Genomic DNA, 21,633 nt, shown 5'->3' on the forward strand with positions numbered 1-21,633 from the left:
GAAACGACGAACGGGCCTCGGCTTGCGCCTCGACCCGTCCGTCCCCCTTTGGTCCCCTAACCCCGGACCATGCTGTTGTGCGCTGTGCGAGCACACAGGCGGTTAGCCCGTGTTACTTGCTCAACACCTTGAATTCAGTGCGCCGGTTGTTCTGGTGCTGCTCCTCACTGCATTTCTCGCAGGCGCATGCCTCGCTGGGCTTGCTTTCGCCGTAGCCCTTGCTCATCAATCGTCCTTTCTCGATGCCCTGGCTGATGAGGTAGTCCACAGCGCTCTTGGCGCGCTTCTCCGAGAGGCTCATGTTGTACGCGTCCTTGCCTCGGCAATCGGTGTGACTGCTCAGTTCAATGCGAACGGTAGGGTTGTCGCGCAGGGTCTGCACCAGCTTGTCAAGCTCGATGGCGGCATCCGGGCGGATGTTCCATTTGTTGTAGTCGTAGAAGATGTTGTCGAGGCGCACCACCTGGTTCACTTCCAGCGGGAAGAGTCGGAAATCCGTGCGGATCACAGGGCTCGTTGCCGTGCGCGTGCTGATGCGTGCGCTCTGCTTGAAGTAGTTCTCCTTGTCCGCCTGGAGGCGGTAGTCGGTCTCCTTCAAGAGCGGGAAGCTGTATCGGCCACTGTCGTCGGTGGCGTGGCGCGCCACCTCGTTGCCTTGCCCATCGGTGAGCACCACGGTGGCGCCGGCCAGTGGCAGGTTGGTGCTGCCGTCGAGCACGGTGCCCTCTGCGAGGTAATCGTACTTCTCCATCTCGATCACGATCTCCTCCAGCTGATCGTCGTTGGTGGCCACGGACTTCTCCGCTTGATTGTAGCCGGTGGCGTTGGCTGCGAGGAGGTAGCGCTCGCGGTAATCCGCATCGATGCTGAACTTTCCGCCGGGCAGCATCTGCACGATCGCGTTGCGCACGGTCTCGCCCTTGCCGTCCTTCACCGTGATGCTGGCCGTTTCGATCGGTTCCTTGGTGGCCTTGTCGATCACGCGGCCGGCCAGGCGCATCTGCTGCGGCCGGATGGTGCAGCCGTAGATGTCATCGCTGCCCGCACCGCCGGTGCGGTCGCTCACGAAGAACCCTGTGCTATCGTTGATCAGGATCAAGCCGTGGTCGTTGAAGCGCGTGCTCATGGGGTAACCCAGGTTGAACACGTTGCCCGGTCCGGTGCTGCCGATGCGCGAGAAGAACAGATCGAGCCCGCCCAGGCCGGGATGCCCGTTGCTTGCGAAGTAGAGGGTGCCGTTGGCGGCCATGTACGGGTGCATCTCGTCGCCGGGCGTATTCACCTTGGGCCCAAGGTTCTCCGGCGCGCCCCATTGATTGCCCAGGTTCTTGCACATCCAGATATCCACGCCGCCTTCGCCGCCGGGCCGGTCGCACGCGAAGTAGAGCGTCCGGCCATCGGGGCTGACGTTGGGATGCCCGAGATTGAATTCCGGGTCGTTGTGGTCGAAGGGGATGATGTTGCCCCATTCCTCCTGGCCGAATTCGCCCTTGACCACATCGCTGAAGTAGATGCCGAGGTTCAGTTCACCGCGCTTGCTCTTCTGCGCGGTGCCGTACCAGACATTGTTGCGCGTGAAGTACATGCGCTTGGCCAGGGAGTCGAAGCTCACGGTACCATCGTGCCAGCGGCTGTTGATATGCTGCCGCATCACCAGCGGATTCTCAGCGGTCTCTCCCTTGAGTTCGGCGCTGTAGAGGTTAAGGAAAGGCTCGTCATCCCAGGCGTAGCCGCGCGATCCGCCGGTTCCTTCGCCGCGCGCGCTGCTGAAGAGCAGGAACTCGCCCATCACGCTCATGCCAAGATCGGCCTGCGGGCTGTTGATCGGCACCTTGCGGATGGTGGCGCTGGCGCTATCGCGCTTGAGGCGGTAGAAGAGGTCCGGTGTGCGCAGATAGCCATTCACGCGGGCATCATCCGGACGCTCTTTCGCGAAGATCTGGTACTGCTCCAGGGCCTCGTTGTACTTGCCGTTCGCGCGCAGCGCATCGCCGAAGGCGCGCACATCGTCGATGGTGCGGCCGGGGGCGATCATCAGGCGGCGATAGGCGCCTTCGGCCGCGGGCGGATTGCCGAGCTTGGTGTAGGCCTTGGCCAGCAGGCGCAGCGTTTCAGCGTCGCTCTTGCCGCGCGCATCGAGGTCCTCGTAGATGGAGGCCACCTTGGCGTAATCGAAAACGTCAGTATAGCGCTCGGCCATGCGCTGCTGCAGCTTCTGCGCGCTCGCGGTAGCGGCTATCAGCAGGGCCGCCAGCGCGGCCAGCGAACGGATGCGGTGCATGCGTGGGCTCATGATCAGAAGTAACGGGGTGAACGGACGCCCTTCACGGGTTTGCCCAGGTTGAGGCCGACCATGATCTCGTGGCTTCCGCCGCTGTAGTTCCTGAGCGGTGAGAGCGTGAAGTCGTAGGCATAGCCCACACTGAGGTCGTCGGTGAGGTGGTACTGCGCCAGCGCGCCAACGGCATCGGTATGGCGGTACATGGCGCCCAGCCAGAACTTCTCATAGAAGAGGAAGTTGGCGCTGAGGTCGAAGCTCAGCGGCGCGCCTTGCACAGCCTTGAGCAGGAAGGTGGGCTTGAATTTGTGGTAGATGCCGATGTCGAACACGTAGCCGCCCGATAGGAAGTAGTGCGGGCGCTGGCCGGGTTGGCTCACGAAGGCGAGCGAGTCGGTCTGGAAGAATTCCGTGCGGAGCAGCTTCGGGGTGCTCAGGCCGATGTAGTGCCGGTCGCTGTACCACATGAGGCCGAAGCCGAATTGCGGATCGAGCTTGGTATTCACGTTAGCCTGGAAGACTTGGTCGCCGGGCGTGTGCGGATTGAGCTCGGCGAACTTCCCTTGGAACAGATTGAGGCCGCCTTTGAGGCCGAAGGCCAGCGTGCTGTTGCCCAGGAACATGCGGTAGGCTGCATCCACCATGAAGCCGTACTGCGTCACGGGGCCGTGCGCATCGCGCATCACCGTTCCGCCCAGCGCGAAGCTCTCGTTGAACACCGGGCCGTGCGCCGTGAGCGTTTGCGTGGTGGGCGCACCCTCGAAGCCCACCCACTGGTGGCGCGTGAGGGCTTTCAGGCTCAGGCGATCATGGCTTCCCGCATAGGCCGGGTTCAGCGCGAGCATGTTGAACATGTATTGCGTGAACTGCGGGTCCTGCTGGGCAAGGAGCGACGTTCCCAAGAGCATCCCCAGCGCGCTGCCGGTCCATCTTCTGGCGATTCTCGTCTTCATCTTGATTGCTTTTTGGCGCTTCATGATGCGGCCTTAGCGGCGCAGGTAGATGTACCCGGTGTAGGGGTCCTTGTCCGTGCCGAGGTCGAGGATGTAGTAGTAGGTGCCTTCGGGCAGGCCCTCCTTGAAGGCCGATCCGAACTGGCTCGTGCCGTCCCATTGGTTGTTGTAGGGCGTGGCCTCGTACACCTTGTTGCCCCAGCGGTTGAACACCGTGAACCTGTTGCTGGGGTAGTACTCGATGTTGGTGATCACGAACATGTCGTTGGTGCCATCGCCGTTGGGCGAGAAGGCATCGGGGACCACGATGGTCTCGCAATCCTTGATCAGCACGGTCATCGTGTCGGTTGTGCTGCCGCAGTCGCCGTTGGTGACCGTCCACATGAACACGTTGCTGCCGAGCGCCAGGCCGGTCACGTTGGTGGCCGGGTCCGTGGGCTGTGCGATGGTGCCGCTGCCCGCAAGCAGTGACCAGAACCCGCTGGCCGTGCTGGTGGCCGGAACGGCGTTGAGCGTGGTGCTCGTGGTGGTCTGGCAATAGTCCTGATCGGGACCCGCATCGGCGGGCGGCACGGTGTGATCGTACACCATCAGTGCCACCTGGTCATTGCTGCTGCCGCATGGGCCGTTATCGATGGTCCACTGGAAGACGTTGGCACCGAGGCCGAGGCCTGTGATCACCGTGAATGGGTCATTGGCCTGGTCGATGCTTCCTTGTCCGCTGATCAATGTCCAGGTGCCGTTGGCCGGTGCGGTGGGGCTGCTTCCAAGCATGGTCACTTGCCCGGTGATCGGCGTGCAGAACGATTGGTCTGGACCGGCGGCCGCATCAGCCGCATCGCCGTCGAACACGCTGATGGTCACATCATCGGTGGTGGTTCCACAAGGCCCGTTGGCCACGACCCACTGCAGTACGTAGGTGCCCACGGTGAGTCCGCTGAGCGTGGCGTTCGGCGCATTCGCGTTGCTGATGGTGGCATTGCCGCTGGCGAACACCCAGGTGCCCACCGCCGGTGCGCTCACCGCACTGCCTTGCAGGGTCACAGTGCTTGTGGGCGTGCAGATCTGCTGGTCCGGACCGGCGGCCGAGGCCGGCAGATTGCCATCGAAGACCACCACCGTCACCTCATCCTGCGTATCGCCGCATGGCCCATTGGTGATGGTCCAACGGAAGGTGTTGGTGCCGATCGAAAGGCCGCTGACCCCGGTGTTCGGGTTGCTGGCATCGGCAAAGACGCCCGTACCCGTGATCACGCTCCACTGGCCGCTGCCGGGGAAGGTGACGCTGTTGCCCGCGAGCGTGGTGCTGGTTGTTGGCGTGCAGAGCTCCTGATCGGGTCCGGCGTTCGCTGGTGTTTGCAGGCTGTCGTAGATGAGAACGCTTATCTCATCGCTGCTGCTGCCGCAGGGGCCGTTATCAATGGTCCATAGGAAATCGTGCTGGCCCACGCCGAGGTTGAACACGGCGGTGTTGGGGTCGTTCGGATCGGCGAAGGTGCCTGTACCGCTGATCGAGGTCCAGGTGCCCGTGGCGGGGAACACGGGGTCGTTGGCCAGCAGTACCGCGCTATTGGTGGGCGTGCACCAGCTGATGTCACCGCCGGCCTGGGCAGGCGCAGCATCGGGATCGAAGATGTTAACCTGCACCGTGTCGCGGCTGGGCGGACCGAACCCGCATTGGCCGTTGTAGATCTCCCAAACGAATTGGTAGCTGCCCACAGCGAGGCCGGTGATGTCCGTGGTGGCGCTGTTGGGCGATACAATGGTGGCCGGTGCGCCGAGGACCTGCGTCCAGGTGCCCACGCCGGGGATCTCCGGCACGTTGCCGGCCATGGTAGTGCTGCTTGCGCCGCAGAGATCCTGGTCCGGACCTGCATCAGCAAGCGGCGCGTTCGGGTTGTACACGCGCACTTCCACGGTATCGGTGAGGATGCCGTTGTTCGGGCAGGGATCCCATTCGAGGGTCCACACGAACACGTTGGTGCCCTGCGACAGGCCGCTGATCGGCGAGTTCGGATTGTTCGGTTCGGCAATGATGCCGGTGCCGGCGATCAAGGTCCAGGTGCCTTCAGCAGGCGGTGGCGGCTGCTCACCCAAGAGGCTATCGATCGCGGTGAGCGGCAGGCAGATCTCGATGTCCGGACCGGCGTTCGCGGCAGCCGTCGTATCGTCGTAGAGCACGATGGTCACCTCATCCAAGCTGCTTCCGCAAGGCCCGTTGTAAACGCTCCATTGGTAGGTATTCACGCCTATGGCGATCTGCTCGATCAAGGTGAGCGGGTCGTTCGGGTTCACGGGCGTTCCTGCGCCTGCGACCACGCTCCAGGTCCCTTGCGCAGGGAAGATCAATGAGCTTCCCGCCATGAACACGCTGTCCTGCGGCACGCAGAGTTCCTGATCCAGGCCGGCGTCGGCTGGCGGATTGTTCGGGTCGAAGACGAACACGCTCATCTCATCGTCGGTGGTCACGCACACGCCGCTGGTGATGGTCCAACGCAGGCGCGTCTCACCCACTTCGAGGCCCGTGACCGTGGTCGTGGGGGATGATGGACTCGTGATGTTGCCAGGGCCGCTCACGATTGACCAGGTGCCCACGGCAGCACCCACCGGAGCATTGCCTGAAACGGTCACCTCTGCATCCGGGAAGCAGAGCTCTTGATCGGGCCCGGCATCTGCGGCAGGCGCCTGCGCATCGAAGAGCGTGATGGTGACCTGGTCGCTTGTGAGGCTGTTGGCGCAACTGCCGTTGTAGACTTCCCACTGGAACACATTCACGCCCAGGCCAAGGTTGGTGATCTCGGTATTCGGGTCGTTCGGGTCGGCGATATCGCCGCTGCCGCTCAACACCGTCCAGGTGCCCACTGCGGGGAAGATGATCGCGCTGCCGGCCATGGTGGCGCTGGTTAAAGGCGTGCATACCTGCTGGTCACCGCCGGCGTCGGCATCGAGGTTGTTCTCATTGTACACGCGGATCACAACGATGTCATTGGTATTGCTCGGATCGCAAGGGCCGTTGAACACGCTCCATTGGAAGATGTGCTCGCCCACCTCAAGGCCCAGCACCGCCGTCACCGGATCGTTCGGATCGAGGATGGTACCCGTGCTGCTCACCACGCTCCAGGTGCCCACGGCTGGGAAGATGATGGCGCTGCCTTGCAGGTTCGTGGCGGCCGTGGTGCCGGTGGGCGTGCAGAGTTCTTGATCGGGGCCCGCATCGGCGATAGGGTTGTTCTCATCGTAAAGGGTTATGATGAGCTGATCGCTGGTGAGGCCATTGGGGCAAGCACCGTTGTCCACGGTCCATTCGCAGATGTTCACGCCCACGCCCAGGTTGGTGATCGTGGTGTTCGGGTCGTTCGGGTCGGTGAAGGTGCCTTGGCCTTGCACCAGGGTCCAGGTGCCGATGGCAGGGAAGGTGACCGCACTGGCATTGAGTTGCGCGCTTGTGCCGTCGCTGGTGCAGAGGTCCTGATCCGCGCCGGCATTCGCGCTCGCTGTGTTCTCATCGAACACCTGCACCACCACCTGATCAGTGGTGATGCCCGTGGCGCAGGGGCCATTGTCAACCGTCCATTGGAACACGCTCTCCCCGATCTCCAGGTCGAAGACCGCGGTGCTCGGGTTGTTCGGCTGCGCGATGGAGCCGGTGCCGCTCACCAGCACCCAGGTGCCGATGGCCGGGAAGGTCACCGAGCTGCCTTGCAAGGTGGTGCTGGTCACGTTCGGCGTGCACAGTTCCCTGATCAGGACCGGCGTTGGCCTCCGGGTTCTCGTCGAGGTACACGAAGACGCTCACCAGATCGCTGCTGCCGCTGGTCTCGCAGGGGCCATTGTCGATGGTCCATTGGAAGATGTTCTCGCCCACCGCCAGGTTGGTCACCAAGGTGTTGGGATCGTTCGGGTCGGCGATGTCGCCTTGGCCGTTGATCAAGGTCCAGGTGCCGAATGCCGGGACCGTGGGCGAATTGCCTGCGAGATTGGTGCTGGTCTGCGGCGTGCAGAGCTCCTGGTCCGGCCCTGCATTCGCGGGCGGGTTGTTCAGGTCGAAGAGCAGGATGGTGACATCATCTTGCGTGATGCCGTTCGCGCAGGGCCCGTTGCTCACCGTCCAGCGGAACACGTTGATGCCGACAGCGAGGTTCGTGACCGTGGTGATCGGCGAGGTGGGATCGGTGATATCGCCCTGGCCGCTTACGAGCGTCCATGATCCCGTGGCCGGGAAGGTGGGCGGGTTGCCGATCAGCGTGGTGCTGTTCGTGGGCGTGCAGAACTCCTGATCCGGCCCTGCATCTGCGTCGGCGTTGTCCTCATCGAATACGAATATGCTCACCAGGTCGGAGGTGGGGGCGTTGCACGGTCCGTTGCTCACGGTCCATTGGAACACGTTCTCTCCGATGGCGAGGTTGGTGATCGCCGTGGCAGGTGAGGTTGGATCGACGATATCGCCCTGGCCGCTCACGAGCGTCCATTGGCCCGTGGCCGGGAAGATCAAGCTGCTGCCGGCCATGGCGGTGCTGGTTTGCGGCGTGCAGAGCTGTTGGTCCGGGCCGGCATCGGCCACCGGGTTGTTGGCATCATACACGCGCACGGCTACTTGATCGCTCGTGGTGCCGCAGGGGCCGTTGGCAATCTCCCATTGGAAGATGTGCTCGCCAACAGGCAGCCCGGTCACGGTGCTCGCTGGATCGCTCGGATCGGTGATGGTGCCGAAGCCGCTGACTTGGAACCAGAATCCTTCAGCCGGGAATATGGCGGGATTGCCCGCAAGGGTCACATCGTTGTCTGGCGTGCAGATCTCGATGTCCTGACCGGCATCAGCGGCTGGCTGTTGATCATCGTAAACGAAGATGCTCACCAGATCGGTGGTGAGCGGGTTCGCGCACGGGCCATTGCTCACCGCCCATTGGAAGATGTTCTGGCCTGCGCTCAATCCCACCACGAAGCTGTTGGGCGCGGTGGGATTGGTGGGTGTGCCGGTGCCTGCCACCAGCGTCCAGACGCCGGTAGCGGGGCTGATCACGTTGCTGCCCTGCAGGGTGGTGGTGGTGGCGGGCAGGCAGAGCTGCTGATCGTTGCCCGCGTTTGCCGCCGGGTTCAGTGAGCTGAACACGCGGATCACCACTTCATCGCTGGTGGTGGAGCAGTTGCCGTTCACGATCGTCCACGCGTAAGTGTGCGTGCCCACTGGCAATCCGGTGATCGTGGTGTTGGGGCTGTTCACATCGGTCACGGTTCCGCCCGTGCCTCCGGTCAGGGTCCAGGTTCCCACCGCAACGCCTACCGGGCTATTGGCGGCCATGCTCACGCTATTGGTGGGCGTGCAGATGTCGATGTCGGGTCCGGCATTCGCTGCCGGCGCATCATCGTCATACAGGAAGATGGTGACCTGGTCCGTGGTGATCGGGCTGGGGCAGGCGCCGTTGTTCACCTGCCACTGGAATACGTTCGCGCCGATGCTCAATCCGCTCACAGCGGTGGTGGGGCTCGTGGGATTAGCGATGGTGCCGCTGCCGCTCACCAAGGTCCATGTGCCCACAGCAGGGAAGGTGAGCGAGCTGCCCACCAGCGTCGTGTTCGTATTGGGCGTGCAGAGCTGCTGGTCAGGGCCGGCGTTGGCAACTGGGTTGTTCGGGTCGTACACGTAGATGTCCACCAGGTCGCTCGTTACCCCGCAAGCGCCGTTGTTGATGCTCCAGCGCAGCGTGTTCAGCCCGATGCTCAAACCGCTGACTGTGGCCGTTGGGCTGGTTGTGCTGCTGAAATTGGCCGTGCCAGCCACCACGCTCCAGCTGGCTGTGGCTACCCCGATGGGTGCATTGGCCGCCATCACCACGTTGCTAGCGATTCCGCAAACGCTTTGATCAGGTCCGGCGTCGGCGGCTTGCGCATCGCCATCGGCGAGCGTGATGGTCATGGTGCTGCTGGTCACGCCGTTGGGGCAGGCGCCATTGTTCACCGTCCATGTGAACTGGCTGATGCCCACTTGCAGGCCGGTGATGGCCGTGGTGGGGCTGCTCGGGCTCACGATTGTAGCGGCGGGCCCGGCGCTCTGCGTCCAAGTGCCTTGTGCCGGGAATGTCACGGCGCTTCCAGCCATGGTGGTGCTTGTGACCGGTGTGCAGAAACTCTGATCTGGACCGGCTGCAGCATCCGGGTTGTTCGGATCATAGATGAAGATGCTCATCTGGTCCGTGGTCAATCCGCTGCATGGGCCATTGTTCACCGTCCATTGGAAGATGTTCTGGCCCACTTGCAAGCCCGTAACCGTTGTGGTCGGATCGCTCGGATTGGCAAGAATGCCCGTGCCGCTAACCAGCGTCCATTGGCCTGTGGCGGGGCTGATCAGGCTGCTACCCGCCATGCCCGTGCTACCGCTGGTGGAGCACAGGGACTGGTCGGGGCCGGCGTTCGCAATAGGATTGCCGAAATCGAATACGCGCACGACCACATCGTCGCTCGTGATTCCTGTGGGGCAGGGGCCATTATCGACCGTCCAGCGGAAGGTGTAGGTGCCTACGGTGAGGTTTCCGATCTGTGTGGTCGGGCTGTTCGCATCGCTGATGGCCGCTCCCACCGGTCCGCTCACGATGGTCCATGTGCCGGTGGAGGGGGAGGTGACCGCGCTCGCGGCCATGAAGACCGTGTTCGGCGCCACGGGAACGCAGATCTCCTGGTCGGGACCTGCGTTCGCGATCGGGTTGGCTGGGTCGTAGTTCAGGATCACCACATCATCGAAGCTGCTGCCGCAGGGTCCGTTGCTCACCGTCCAACGCAGGGTCACGCTGCCCGTGATCAAGCCCGTGATCGCCGTTGTGGCGCTATTCGGATTGCTGATCGTGGCCGCGCCGGAGACCACGGCCCACGTGCCCGCCGCAGGCAAGGCCACGGCGTTGCCTGCCATCACGGTGCTGGTGGGACCGCAGAGCGATTGGTCAGGACCGGCATTGGCCGTTGCTACAGCCGGGTCGAAGAGCGTGATGGTAACAGTGCTCGATGTGGTAGCGCCGGGGCATGGTCCGTTCACGATGGTCCAGCGATACACGTTCGTGCCGATCGCCATGCCCGTCACCGAGGTGGTTGGGCTGTTGGCATCGGCGAAGTTTCCTTGACCGCTCACCAGCGTCCATGTGCCGATCGCGGGTGCCGTTGCTGCGTTGGCAGCAAGCGTCACCGATGCAACTGGCGCGCACAGGTTCTGGTTGGGGCCAGCGTTCGCTGCGGGCGCGTTGCGGTCATAAACGCGGATTACCACGTCATCCGTGGAGGTCGGCGGTATGCATGGGCCGTTGTTCACGGTCCAACGGAAGGTGTGCGTGCCAACAGCAAGGTTGGTGATGGTGGTGGTGGGGTTTGAAGGTGTGGTGATCACTGCGCCCGCCGGTCCGCTGACGATGCTCCAAGCACCGGTTGCCGGTGCAGCGGCAGCGCTGGCCGCCATGGTTGCGTTGGCGAGCCCGGTTCCATTTACGGTGCACAGTTCCTGGTCAGGACCGGCGTTCGCCACAGGCGTATCCGGGTTGAAGCGTGTGATGGTGACCTGCGAAGTGGTGAGGCCGTTGGCGCAAGGGCCATTGTTCAATGACCACTGGAACACATTGGGGCCGAAGCTCAAGTTGCTCACGTCCGTGGTGGGGCTATTCGCATTCGCGAACGCTCCCGTGCCGCTCACCACGGTCCATGTCCCGGTGGCGGGCGCAATGGGCGTGTTGCCGGCCAGCGTGGTGCTGCTGCTGCACACTTGCTGGTTGGGGCCGGCATTGGCATTCGGACTGGCGGGGTTGAACACCGTGACGGAGACCTCATCCTGGGTGGTCGGCGGTAGGCAAGGGCCATTGCTTATCGTCCATCGGAAGGTGTTCACTCCGATGCTCAGACCACTCACGGTGGTGCTCGGGCTGGTTGGCGAACCGAACGTGCCCGTACCCGCGACAACGGTCCATAGGCCGGTTGCTGGTGCTATCAGACTGTTGCCCGTGAGCGTGGTGCTGGTCGCGGGCGCGCACAGTTGCTGGTCGGGTCCGGCATTCGCGGCGGCTTGCGCATTGCTGAACACGAACACGGTCACCTGGTTATTCGTCGGCGCTCCGCATGGCCCGTTGTTGATGGTCCATCGGAACACATTCGAGCCGACGCTCAGTCCGCTCACACTCGTGTTTGGGCTGGTGGCATCGGCAAAGGCGCCGGTGCCGCTCACCAAGGTCCATTGACCGGATGCGGGCGCAGCCGCCGTGTTCGCAGCGAGCGCTGTAGTGGTGCTGGGCAGGCACAGGCTCTGGTCGGGACCGGCATTGGCCGAGGCTTGCGACGGATTGAAGCTGGTGACCACCACATCATCGCTGGTGGTGCCGCAAGTGCCATAGTCCACGGTCCACCGGAAGGTGTTGGCGCCAGTGCCAAGTCCGCTCACCGTTGTGGTGGGGCTATTCGCGTCAGCGAAGCTGCCCGATCCACTTACTACGCTCCAAGTGCCTTGCACCGGCCAGGGCAGCAGCCCAGCAAGGGTGGCAGATGGTCCGCACACGCTCTGATCAGGGCCCGCGTTCGCCGGGGTGAACGGCGGCGTGACTTGAATGGCGAAGCCGAATTGGTTGGTGCCAACGAGCGGACATGCATTGTCCTGCACGTTCACCGAGAACAGGTTCTGACCGATGTCCGCAGCGCTGGGCGTCCAGCAGAAAGTGCCCACGGGCAAGGGTCCGCCGGTGGTGGTGAAGGTGGCCCCCGGAATGCCGTTGTTCCACGTCATCGTCACCGTCTGTCCGGCGTCGGCATCGCTGCTGTTCACCGTGAAGCAGAAGGGCACGCCCGCGCATGCATCATAGGTGAAGGTGCTGGTCCCGTTCACGCCGCTCACCTGGGGCAGTGCATTGCTGCACGCGATGATGGCGAACTGCACATCGCGGATGAGTTCGCCGATGAGCACGCCATTGCGGTACTCGCGCACGCGCACGGTCACCACTGCGAATTGCTGGATGCTCGGCGTGAACGTGATCGTGCCCGTGACCGGGTTGATCTGCACGGCATTGGCGCCACCAGCGGTCACCACGGGCTGCGCGGCGCTGTAGCCCGCATTGTAGGGGATGTTCGTACCGCCGGATCCCAATGCGTTCACCACCGCGAAAGCCAGGGAGTCACCATCCACGTCGTTGAAGCCGTGGTTGTAGCTCACCGGCTGGCCCACGCAGCCGAAGGCTGTCGGCGTGTTCAGGAAGGCTGGTGAGTTGTTGCAAGGGGTTACGGTCTGATTCAGGTTGGCGTACAGGTACAGGTTGCGGTTGCCCGGGTTGTTCAGGGAGGTGATGGCATTGTTGCGGCAGCACAGGTCCCAATCAATGACCCAATCGTTCCCACAGGCCGCGTAGGCGCTCAGATTCACAAGGGCGCTGTATCGGTATCGCTCAATACCATACGGAGCGCCGGGGTCGGAGCAACGGTCAGCGGCGCCGAAGCACAAGGGAGTCACCACATCAACGCCGTCGAGGCTGAAGCACGGATTCAAGGTGATGTTGCACGCGGTGCTGCGGAGCCTGAATTGCCGGCCATTGCTGCAATTGGTTGGTGCGGCCACACCGTTGCAGTCCCGGTAGAAATTCAAGCGCACGCGGTACTGCCCCGAGCCCACGCATTCATAAGTCAGCTCGCCGCCCATGGCGTGCGTGGCCTTCGCTTCATGCTGCGGGAGCAGCAATGCGGCCATGCCGAGGAGCAGGATCAGAAAGGTGCGGTGGATGGCAGCGCGCGATGAACCGAGCGCCAAGGGGAGGGGTCGTTGTACCGTCATGTGCCGGCCGGCTTGGTGAGCGCCTGCCGTGATCCACGCCGAAGCAGACCCCCAGGGGTTTGGGGAGCTGCGCCTCGCCATAGGTCCGCGCATCGGCTTGAAGCATTGCCGACGCTTGCGGTACCCTGCGATCCACGCATCACGGTCAGGTGCCGGACAAACGTATCGGCATGGCTTCCCAAGCTAGGATGGCGCATATCGCACTTGTCAACACGCCTTTGTGCGGCGCGCGGACCTGATGCGTCAGGTTGGTTGCGGCTTGTGCTTCCTTTGGCATGCGCGCGCAGCATTTCGGTCCGGTACGATGGTTGCGTGCGTCAAGCAAACCGCAACTCCATGAAACGCATCCATTGCTCCATCGCATTCGCCGCCCTGGCTTCCGCAGCCTTCGGCCTTGGACAGCAACCAGACAGCACCGGCATGGCTGGGGATCAGTTCGATCTGCGCGGCGCCTTGCACCAGTTCAGCAGGGCAAAGGATCTGGAGTCCTTCGAACAAGCCATCAACTCCCCGGACAATAACGTGAGCAACCTCGACCTCAATGAGGACGGAGAGGTGGATTTCGTGCAAGTGGGCACCCTGGCTGAAGGCGATGCCCGCGTGGTGGTGCTCAGCGTTCAGGTGAATAAGGAAGAGCGTCAGGATATCGCTTCAATTCAAATGGAGCGCAACGCCGATGGCGCGGTGGCCTTGCAGATACGCGGCGACCTGGCCTTGTACCCGGAGGGTACGATCGTAGAACCCACCGAGCAGGCCATGGAGGGCGGCCAGAAGCGCGGCGGCCCGCTGGCTCCGCCAGCGCAGGTAACCGTTTGGGTGAACGTATGGTCATGGCCGAGCGTGCAATGGTGTTACGGGCCCCTTTGGTGGGAATGGAATTCGCCCTGGTACTGGGGCTATTACCCGCCGTGGTGGAGGCCGTGGCGCTGCTGGGGCTGGAGCGCGTGGTGGGGCTTCCCACGGCCTTATTGGGGCTGGTACCACCCGGCGGCTTTCTGCCGCGTGGAGCAGGCTCATAACATTTACATGCACCGGCGAACAGTTTCACCATCGTTCGGCCGCAGGGCCGCTGCGCAGCCGTCTCGGGCAACGCAAGACCTGAACCAGCCGAAGCCATTGAGGGAAACCGGTAGGACCATAGAGCGCGAGCGCGTGAAGGAGCCCGCGAAGACCCCCGTGCGTAAACCCGCTGTTCGCCCGCAGAAGCAACCGGCGCCTCCGCGCACATCACCGCCGAGCCGTCCTCCGCAAAAGGCCCCGGCTCCCAGCCGGGCACCATCGCGTCCTCCCGGCAAACGCTAAAGGCACAACCAGCCATCGGCTGCCACCGCTCATCAAACGGCGCCTCCGCTCTGCGGGGGCGCCGCCTACTTTAGCCGCCCCTTGAACCGGGGCTACTTCCACTCTTGCATGCGATTCACAGCCACGCGCCTGCTCACAGGCCTCGCCTCCTTGATATTCGGTCTTTGCGCATCCGCGCAGACAGGCACGATCCGGGGCTTCGTTTACGACCAGGCCACCGGCGAACCGATCATCTTCACCAACGTGGTGGTCAAGGGCACCACCCTCGGCGCCGCCACGGATGTGAACGGCTACTTCTCCATCAGCAAAGTGCCGGTGGGCCAGCACACCCTCCGTGTCACCTTCCTGGGAAATGAGGATCTGGAGAAGCAGGTGACCGTGGCGCGCGACCAGATCACCACCGAGAAGCTCTATATGGTGAAAGCGACCATCCAGATAGGCGTGGTGGAGATCAGCGGCGAGAAGCAAGAGGCCCAGACCCAGGTGCGCATGGGCCTCACCAAGCTCACCCCGAAGCAGATCGAGCGCATGCCAGCAGTGGGCGGCGAGGCCGACCTCGCTCAATACCTGCAGGTGGTGCCTGGCGTGATCTTCACCGGCGACCAGGGCGGCCAGTTGTACGTGCGGGGCGGCTCGCCCATCATGAATAAGGTGATGATGGACGGCATGGTGCTGTACAATCCCTTCCACAGCATTGGCCTTTTCAGCGTGTTCGATAATGACATCATCCGCAATGCCGACATCTATACGGCTGGCTTTAATGCCGAATTCGGCGGGCGCATCAGCTCCGTGATGGACATCACCACCCGCGATGGCAATCGTACGCGCTTGAGCGGCAAGGTGAGTGCCAGCACCTTCGCGGCCAAGGCACTGATTGAAGGGCCGATCAAGAAGCAGAAGGAGCCCGGTGACGGCAGCAGCAGCTACCTTTTCAACCTGCGGCATAGCTACCTCGATCAGAGCAGCAAGATTTTCTATGCCAACGTGAACGACACCCTGGGGCTTCCATTCCGATTCACCGACGCCTACGGCAAGATCTCCTTCAATGGCGCCAACGGCAGCAAGTTCAACCTCTTCGGCTTCAATTTCACCGATGGCGTGAATTACCGCGGTGTGAGCGACCTGGCCTGGCAGAACTGGGGCGCAGGCACCAACTTCGTGCTCGTGCCCGCAGGGAGCGCGGTGCTGATCGACGGCGTGTTCTGTTACAGCCGGTACGGGATCGAACTGAAGGAAGCGGAGCTCGCGCCCCGCACCAGCGAGATCACCAGTTTCAATGGCGCCCTCAACTTCAAGTACTTCCTCGGTGACGACGAGGCCCGTTACGGGGTGGAGCTGCTCGGCTTCCGAACCAGTTTCAGCTTCTTCAACGAGCTGGGCAGGGGCTTCAGCCAGGAGCAGAACACCAGCGAGATCGCGGGGTACGTGAACTACCGCAAGAAGCTCGGCAAGCTCATTGTCGATCCCGGCCTGCGCCTGCACTACTACGCGTCGCTCTCGGTGGCCAACATCGAACCCCGCTTGGGCGCCAAGTGGAACATCAGCGACAACTGGCGGCTGAAGATCGCGGCGGGCCGTTACAGCCAGAACCTGGTGGCCGCCAACAACGACCGCGATGTGGTGAACCTGTTCTACGGCTTCCTCTCCGCACCGGAGAATCTGCCCGCCCGTGTGAATGAGCGCGATGGCAGCTCGCGCGAACTGAAGGATCCCCTGCAGCGCGCCAATCACTACGTGGCCGGCGTGGAGCATGATCTCTCCCGCGAGCTCACCTTCAACTTCGAGGTGTACCTGAAGGACTTCCGGCAGGTCACCAATATCAACCGCAACAAGTACTTCCTCGATACGCCCGAATTCGCTGACAAGCCCGACGAGCTCAAGAAGGACTTCATCGTGGAGACCGGCCGCGCGTATGGCGCCGATGTGCAGCTGAAGTACGAGAAGGGCCAGCTCTACCTCTGGGGCGTTTACAGCTACACCGTGGTCGATCGTTACGATGGCGTACAGGTGTACAACCCTGTGTGGGACCGCCGACACAACGTGAATCTGGTGGCCAGCTACGCCTTCGGGAAGTTCGATGCGTGGAAAGTGAACCTGCGCTGGAACTACGGCAGCGGATTCCCCTTCACCCGCACCCAGGGATTCTACGGCGCGGTGCCCTTCAACGGCGATATCAATACCAACTACGCGACCAGCAACGCCGATCTGGCCATCGTCTTCGGCCCGCTCAATGACGGCAGGCTGCCGGCTTATGCCCGTGTGGATGCCGGTGTGACCAAGACCTGGCGCTTCGACGAGCACAAGAGCCTTGAGCTCGACCTGGGGGTGACCAACGCGCTGAACCGCGAGAACATCTTCTACTTCGACCGGGTTCGCTACGAGCGCGTGAACCAGCTGCCGTTGCTGCCCAGCGCGGGGGTCAGCTTCCGGTTCTGATCTGGCTCAATTGAAGATCCTCAGGATGGTGCCGTTGAATGTGGTGCTGTAGCGCTGCAGGTTCAGTGCGGCAGGGCCCTGCACCACGCTGCCATCGGTGATCAGGAAGGCTGATCCACAGCACGTGGTATCGCGCGCGATCACCTGGCTGCTATCGACATGCACGCGGCAAAGGTTGGCCGTTTGATAGGTGCAATGGCGGTCTAGCGCCACGAAATCCGAGGGACTGCTACGGTACACGATCAAGCCTTGCGAGCCTCCGGTTAAGTATAGCCAGCCCCCGGTCACAGCCAGGTCGGCGTAGGCCGGGTTGTTCACATTGATGCTGATATCGACCGTGACCGGCGGCACTCCTCCCGTGGTGGGCTTGCGGCAGGATGAAGCCAGGCATGCCGCGCCCATGGCCAATAGGGCGAACTGGGACAGTCGGGCCTTGAGCGGAATCACGTCTGCGAAAGTAGCCAACAAGCCAAGGGGCCTGGCGTAACCTTGCGCCATGCTCCGCGCTTGCTCCCGCATCCTCTTGCTGGTGGTCGCCATTGCCGGGGCCTCCTCGACCTTCGCCCAAGAAGAAGGCATCAGCAGGCGCAAGCAGGAGAAGATCCTGGCCAAGAAGGAAAAGGAGGAGAAGAAGCAGAAGGCCGATCAGGAGAAGGAGAACCGGAAGCGCCATTTGAGCCTGCAGGACAAGGGCACGCAGAAACGCATGAAGCGGCATGCCAGGCGCGCCCACCGGCATGGTACGGGCCGCCACCGCGACCCTTGGCCGAGCCGCTGGTTCCGCCGGAACAGGTAGAAGGAGTTTGTATAGAACGCGAGGAACATGGCGTTGCGCCTGCGTTGCCAGCATGGGCCCGGCGGCTAGTTTGGCGCCATGAGGCCTATTCCGTTGCGTTCCGAAGGGGATGCCGAACCCCCGGGCCACCGCTCCTTGGTCCGTGACCACCGGCAATTGAAGGTGGTGAGCGGTTGTATGAACCCAGCGTATAGTTTAGCGCCCCCTCGTCGCAAAGTACAGCTGAACGCAAAACCTGACCGTTGATGGTGAGAAGGCTATCCACCGCAATCGCCCTTTGTTTCATCGCAGCCGCTCCGGCGTTCGCCCAAGTGGGCGCTGGCAGCCTCAAGGGCAAGATCACCGATAAGAAGACCGGCGAACCGCTGCCGTTCGTGAACATCGTGGTGGAGAGCCGCGGTTCACAGGTCACCGGCGGCGCCACGGACTTCGATGGCAACTACTTCATCAAGCCGATCGACCCTGGCACCTATGATGTGGTAGTGAGCTACGTGGGCTACCAGCCCTACAAGAACGCCGGCGTAGTGATCAACAGCAACATCATCACCTTCCTCAACATCCAGCTCAATGCGGGCATCGAGCTCAAGGAGTTCGAGGTGGTGCAGTACAGCGTGCCGCTGATCAATAAGGACGGAGGCGCCTCGGGCGGCACCGTGACCCGGGAGGACATCGCCAAGATGCCTGGGCGAAGCGCTGCTTCGATCGCCACCACGGTGGCAGGCGCAAGCGATGCGGGCACTGGCGGCGGCATCAGCATCCGCGGAGCGCGCACCGAGGCCACCTACTACTACATCGATGGGGTGAAGGTGCCCGCTGGCGCAGGTACTGGCCTGCCCAAGGGCGCCATCGAAGAGGTGCAGGTGATCACGGGAGGTGTTCCCGCCAACTACGGCGATGTGACCGGAGGCTTGATCAACATCACCACACGTGGTCCGAGCCGGAAATTCTTCGGTGGGGCCGAATACCTTACCTCAGGATTCAAAGTGGGCAAGGACATCACAGATATCGTCGGCCTCGACAAGTTCGCCTTCAACCAGCTGGAGGCGAGTGTGAGCGGGCCCCTGCTCTTCCGCAAGGATAGCCTGGGCAACAAGAGCCGTCCGTTGATCGGCTTCTTCCTCAGCGGCCAGTACACCAATGTGGTGGATAATGGCCCTAGCTACCTGGGCGATGTGCGCCTTCGCCGCGATGTCCGTGACGGCATCGAAGCCAATCCCGGGCGCATCCTCTTCATCGGTGATGATGTGTCCTTGGTGAACAGCACGGAGTTCATCCGCGCGGGTGATGTGGAGGCGATTCCCACGCGCCAGAACGCCGGCGAGATCATCTACACCGCTTCCGGCAAGATCGACATCGCCACCACGCAGAACGTGCAGCTCACCTTGGGCGGCTCGCTCGACTACAGCAACCGCCAATCCTTCAACCGCAACAACTCGCTGCTGAACCCTGAGCGCAACGTGCGCACCAAGGAGCTGAGCTGGAGGGCCTTCATCAAGTACACCCAGCGCTTCGCCAACCGCACCGCGGAAGAGGAGAAGAAGAGCGCGATCAAGAATGCCTTCTACAGCCTGCAGTTCGATTACAGCCGCTACCAGAACGATGTACAGGATTTCGTGCATGGCGAGCGGCTCTTCGATTACGGCTACATCGGCCGCTTCACCACGTACCGTGCGCCGCAGTTCGAGCTGCGTGGCAGCCGTTGGGTGCAGGTGGGCGAGCGGGACACGTTGGTGACTTTCTCACCCGGCACGCAGAACCCCTACTTGGCGGCCTTCGATGATTACTACTTCAATTCCCTGCCGCGCGAGCAATTCCCCATCCCGCAGCTCTTCGGCGCCCAGATCGAAGGCGGGGACTATATCGGGTACTACCAGGACCTCACCGAGGTGCAGCGCCGCGGCGTGCTGCTCAATGGGAACAGGCCCGTGTCCTTGTATCAGATGTGGAACAATCCCGGGTTCATCGACGATCCCAATGGCGCCGAGTTCCGCAAGCGCCTGAATGAGCAGGTGCGCTTCACCGCATTGGGCAGCGCCGATATCGGGCAGCATGCCATCCAAGTGGGCATCGAGTATGAGCAGCTGACCCAGCGACGCTACGACCTCTCACCGGTTGGCCTATGGACCCGGGCTCGCAGCCTGGCCAATTTCCACCTGGAGAATTTCGTGGGCGATTCGCTTCCGCCCAGCAGCATCATCCAGCTCCCGAACAGCCCCTTCCCCTTCCACTTCTATGACCGTCTCTACAGCGATATCGACAACCGGTTCTTCAGCCGGAGCCTGCGGAACGCGCTCGGCCTCAACGAGCAGGGCATCGACTACATCGATGTGGATGCGCTCGACCCCAGCGTGTTCGCGCTCGAGATGTTCGAGCCGGATGAGCTGATCAATGCGGGCAACTCGACCCTGGTGAGCTTCGTGGGCTACGATTACCTCGGCAACAAGCTCACGCGCAAGCCCAGCTTCGACGACTTCTTCACGCAGAAGGATGACCGCGGCGTGAACACGCGCGCCCAAGCGCCCTTCCAGCCAATCTACATGGCGGGCTATGTGATGGACAAATTCGCCTTCGACGACATCATCTTCAACGTGGGCGTGCGGGTGGACCGCTACGACGCCAACCAGAACGTGCTCAAGGACAAGTACCTCTGGCGCGAAGCGTACAAGGCGGGCGATGCGGTTCCTTCCTCGGGCATCCAGCAGCAGCTCGCCAACCGCCCGAGCACCATCGGCGACGATTTCGTGGTGTACGTGGATGATTACGATGATCCGAGCTCCGTGCGCGGCTATCGTGATGGCGATACCTGGTACAGCGCCAACGGCACCGAGCTCAGCGATGGCAATGCGATCCAGCAAGGCGGCCGCATCCGGCCGTACCTGATCGGCGGCGATGACCGCACGGACCTGGAGGGCGAATCGCCGCTGAGCCGCTCCGCCTTTGCTGATTACAAGCCTGTGGTGAACATCATGCCTCGCGTTGCCTTCTCCTTCCCGATCAGCGATGAGGCCGTGTTCTTCGCGCACTACGATGTGCTCACCCAGCGCCCCAATGCCGTGCAGAGCCGTGGTGACCTGGTGAGCTACGCCTACATTGAGAACGACAACCCGGTGCTGAATAACCCCAATCTGAAGCCCACTAAGACCATCGACTACGAGTTGGGCTTCCAGCAGGTGCTGGGCAAAGCCTCCTCGCTGAAGGTCGCGGCATTCTACCGCGAGCTGCGCGATCAGATCACGGTGCGCAACGTTCTCAATGCCTGGCCGCGCGACTACCGCACCTACGACAACTTCGATTTCGGAACAGTCAAAGGCTTCACCACCACCTTCGACCTGCGCCGCACGGGCAACGTCTGGATGCGCGCCAGCTACACCTTGCAGTTCGCCGATGGAACCGGGTCCGGCCCGAACACCGGCATCAACCTGATCAACAGCGGTCAGGCCAACCTGCGCACCATCTCACCGCTCGACTTCGATCAGCGCCACCGCTTCCAGACCACGATCGATTTCCGCTATGGTCGCGGCAAGGACTACAATGGCCCGATGCTTTTCGGCAAACCCATCTTCCAGGGCATGGGCGCCAATGCAGTGAGCATCTTGGGCAGCGGAACGCCATACAGCCGGAGCTCGCAGGTGGTGAGCGAGGCCACCGGGGCCAGCAATCACCGCCTTGACGGCACCCTGAATGGCGCCCGGCTCCCTTGGCAATTCACCACCGACATGCAGATCGACCGGGACATCCCGCTCTCCTTCAAAGGCAAGGATGGCGACAAGGCGAAGAGCGCGGACCTGAACGTGTACCTGCTGATCACGAACGTGTTCAACACGGAGAACATCACCAACGTTTACCGCTACACCGGATCGCCCAATAATGACGGCTATCTCGCCCAACTCACCGATCGCTCGCAGACCGACCCCGATGCGTACCGCGATCTGTACTCGATCAAGAACAATGCGCCCGGAAACTTCGGCGCACCTCGAACCATCCGCTTGGGCCTGCGCCTGAGCTTCTAGTAATCTGAACACGCACAACCATGAAAGGCCTGAAAAGAGCAACCACCAGAACTCTCGCTCTGAGCCTTGTTGTCCCA

At 62.5% G+C, this 21,633-nt stretch carries 8 protein-coding genes; 4 read left to right on the top strand and 4 right to left on the bottom strand.

All coding sequences use genetic code 11. From position 1 onward, the window contains the following. Nucleotides 1-112: 112 nt before the first annotated feature. From IPM12_05300 to IPM12_05310, 3 genes are all read right to left on the bottom strand, one after another. Nucleotides 113-2,293: a carboxypeptidase regulatory-like domain-containing protein gene (locus IPM12_05300; GenBank protein MBK9147225.1), complete on the bottom strand. Its 2,181-nt coding sequence runs from the start codon at nt 2,291-2,293 to the stop codon at nt 113-115. Nucleotides 2,294-2,295: 2 nt separating this feature from the next. Further along, nucleotides 2,296-3,231: a type IX secretion system membrane protein PorP/SprF gene (locus IPM12_05305; protein MBK9147226.1), complete on the bottom strand. Its 936-nt coding sequence runs from the start codon at nt 3,229-3,231 to the stop codon at nt 2,296-2,298. Nucleotides 3,232-6,793: 3,562 nt separating this feature from the next. Next, nucleotides 6,794-13,012 (bottom strand): hypothetical protein, encoded by a 6,219-nt coding sequence (locus IPM12_05310; GenBank protein MBK9147227.1) that lies wholly within the window; start codon nt 13,010-13,012, stop codon nt 6,794-6,796. 336 nt (nt 13,013-13,348) lie between these two features. On the opposite strand from IPM12_05310, the gene IPM12_05315 reads away from it, so the two are divergent. Beyond that, a complete protein-coding gene (locus tag IPM12_05315) occupies nt 13,349-14,314 on the top strand; it encodes a hypothetical protein (protein ID MBK9147228.1) in 966 nt (321 codons plus the stop codon). A 108-nt stretch (nt 14,315-14,422) separates the two neighbouring features. Continuing rightward, the gene (locus tag IPM12_05320) at nt 14,423-16,750 is read left to right on the top strand and encodes a TonB-dependent receptor (protein MBK9147229.1); all 2,328 of its coding nucleotides are present in this window, start codon (nt 14,423-14,425) and stop codon (nt 16,748-16,750) included. 6 nt (nt 16,751-16,756) lie between these two features. On the opposite strand, the gene IPM12_05325 is transcribed toward IPM12_05320, so the two are convergent. After that, nucleotides 16,757-17,197, bottom strand: a complete 441-nt coding sequence (locus tag IPM12_05325; protein ID MBK9147230.1) for a hypothetical protein — start codon at nt 17,195-17,197, stop codon at nt 16,757-16,759. A gap of 49 nt (nt 17,198-17,246) precedes the next feature. Between IPM12_05325 and IPM12_05330 the strand changes: the two genes are divergently transcribed. Both IPM12_05330 and IPM12_05335 read left to right on the top strand, forming a co-directional pair. Beyond that, nucleotides 17,247-17,546: a hypothetical protein gene (locus tag IPM12_05330; protein MBK9147231.1), complete on the top strand. Its 300-nt coding sequence runs from the start codon at nt 17,247-17,249 to the stop codon at nt 17,544-17,546. A gap of 245 nt (nt 17,547-17,791) precedes the next feature. Next, nucleotides 17,792-21,556, top strand: a complete 3,765-nt coding sequence (locus IPM12_05335; protein MBK9147232.1) for a carboxypeptidase-like regulatory domain-containing protein — start codon at nt 17,792-17,794, stop codon at nt 21,554-21,556. Nucleotides 21,557-21,633 lie beyond the last annotated feature (77 nt).

This window comes from Flavobacteriales bacterium, assembly GCA_016716605.1.
GTDB lineage: Bacteria > Bacteroidota > Bacteroidia > Flavobacteriales_F > PHOS-HE28 > PHOS-HE28.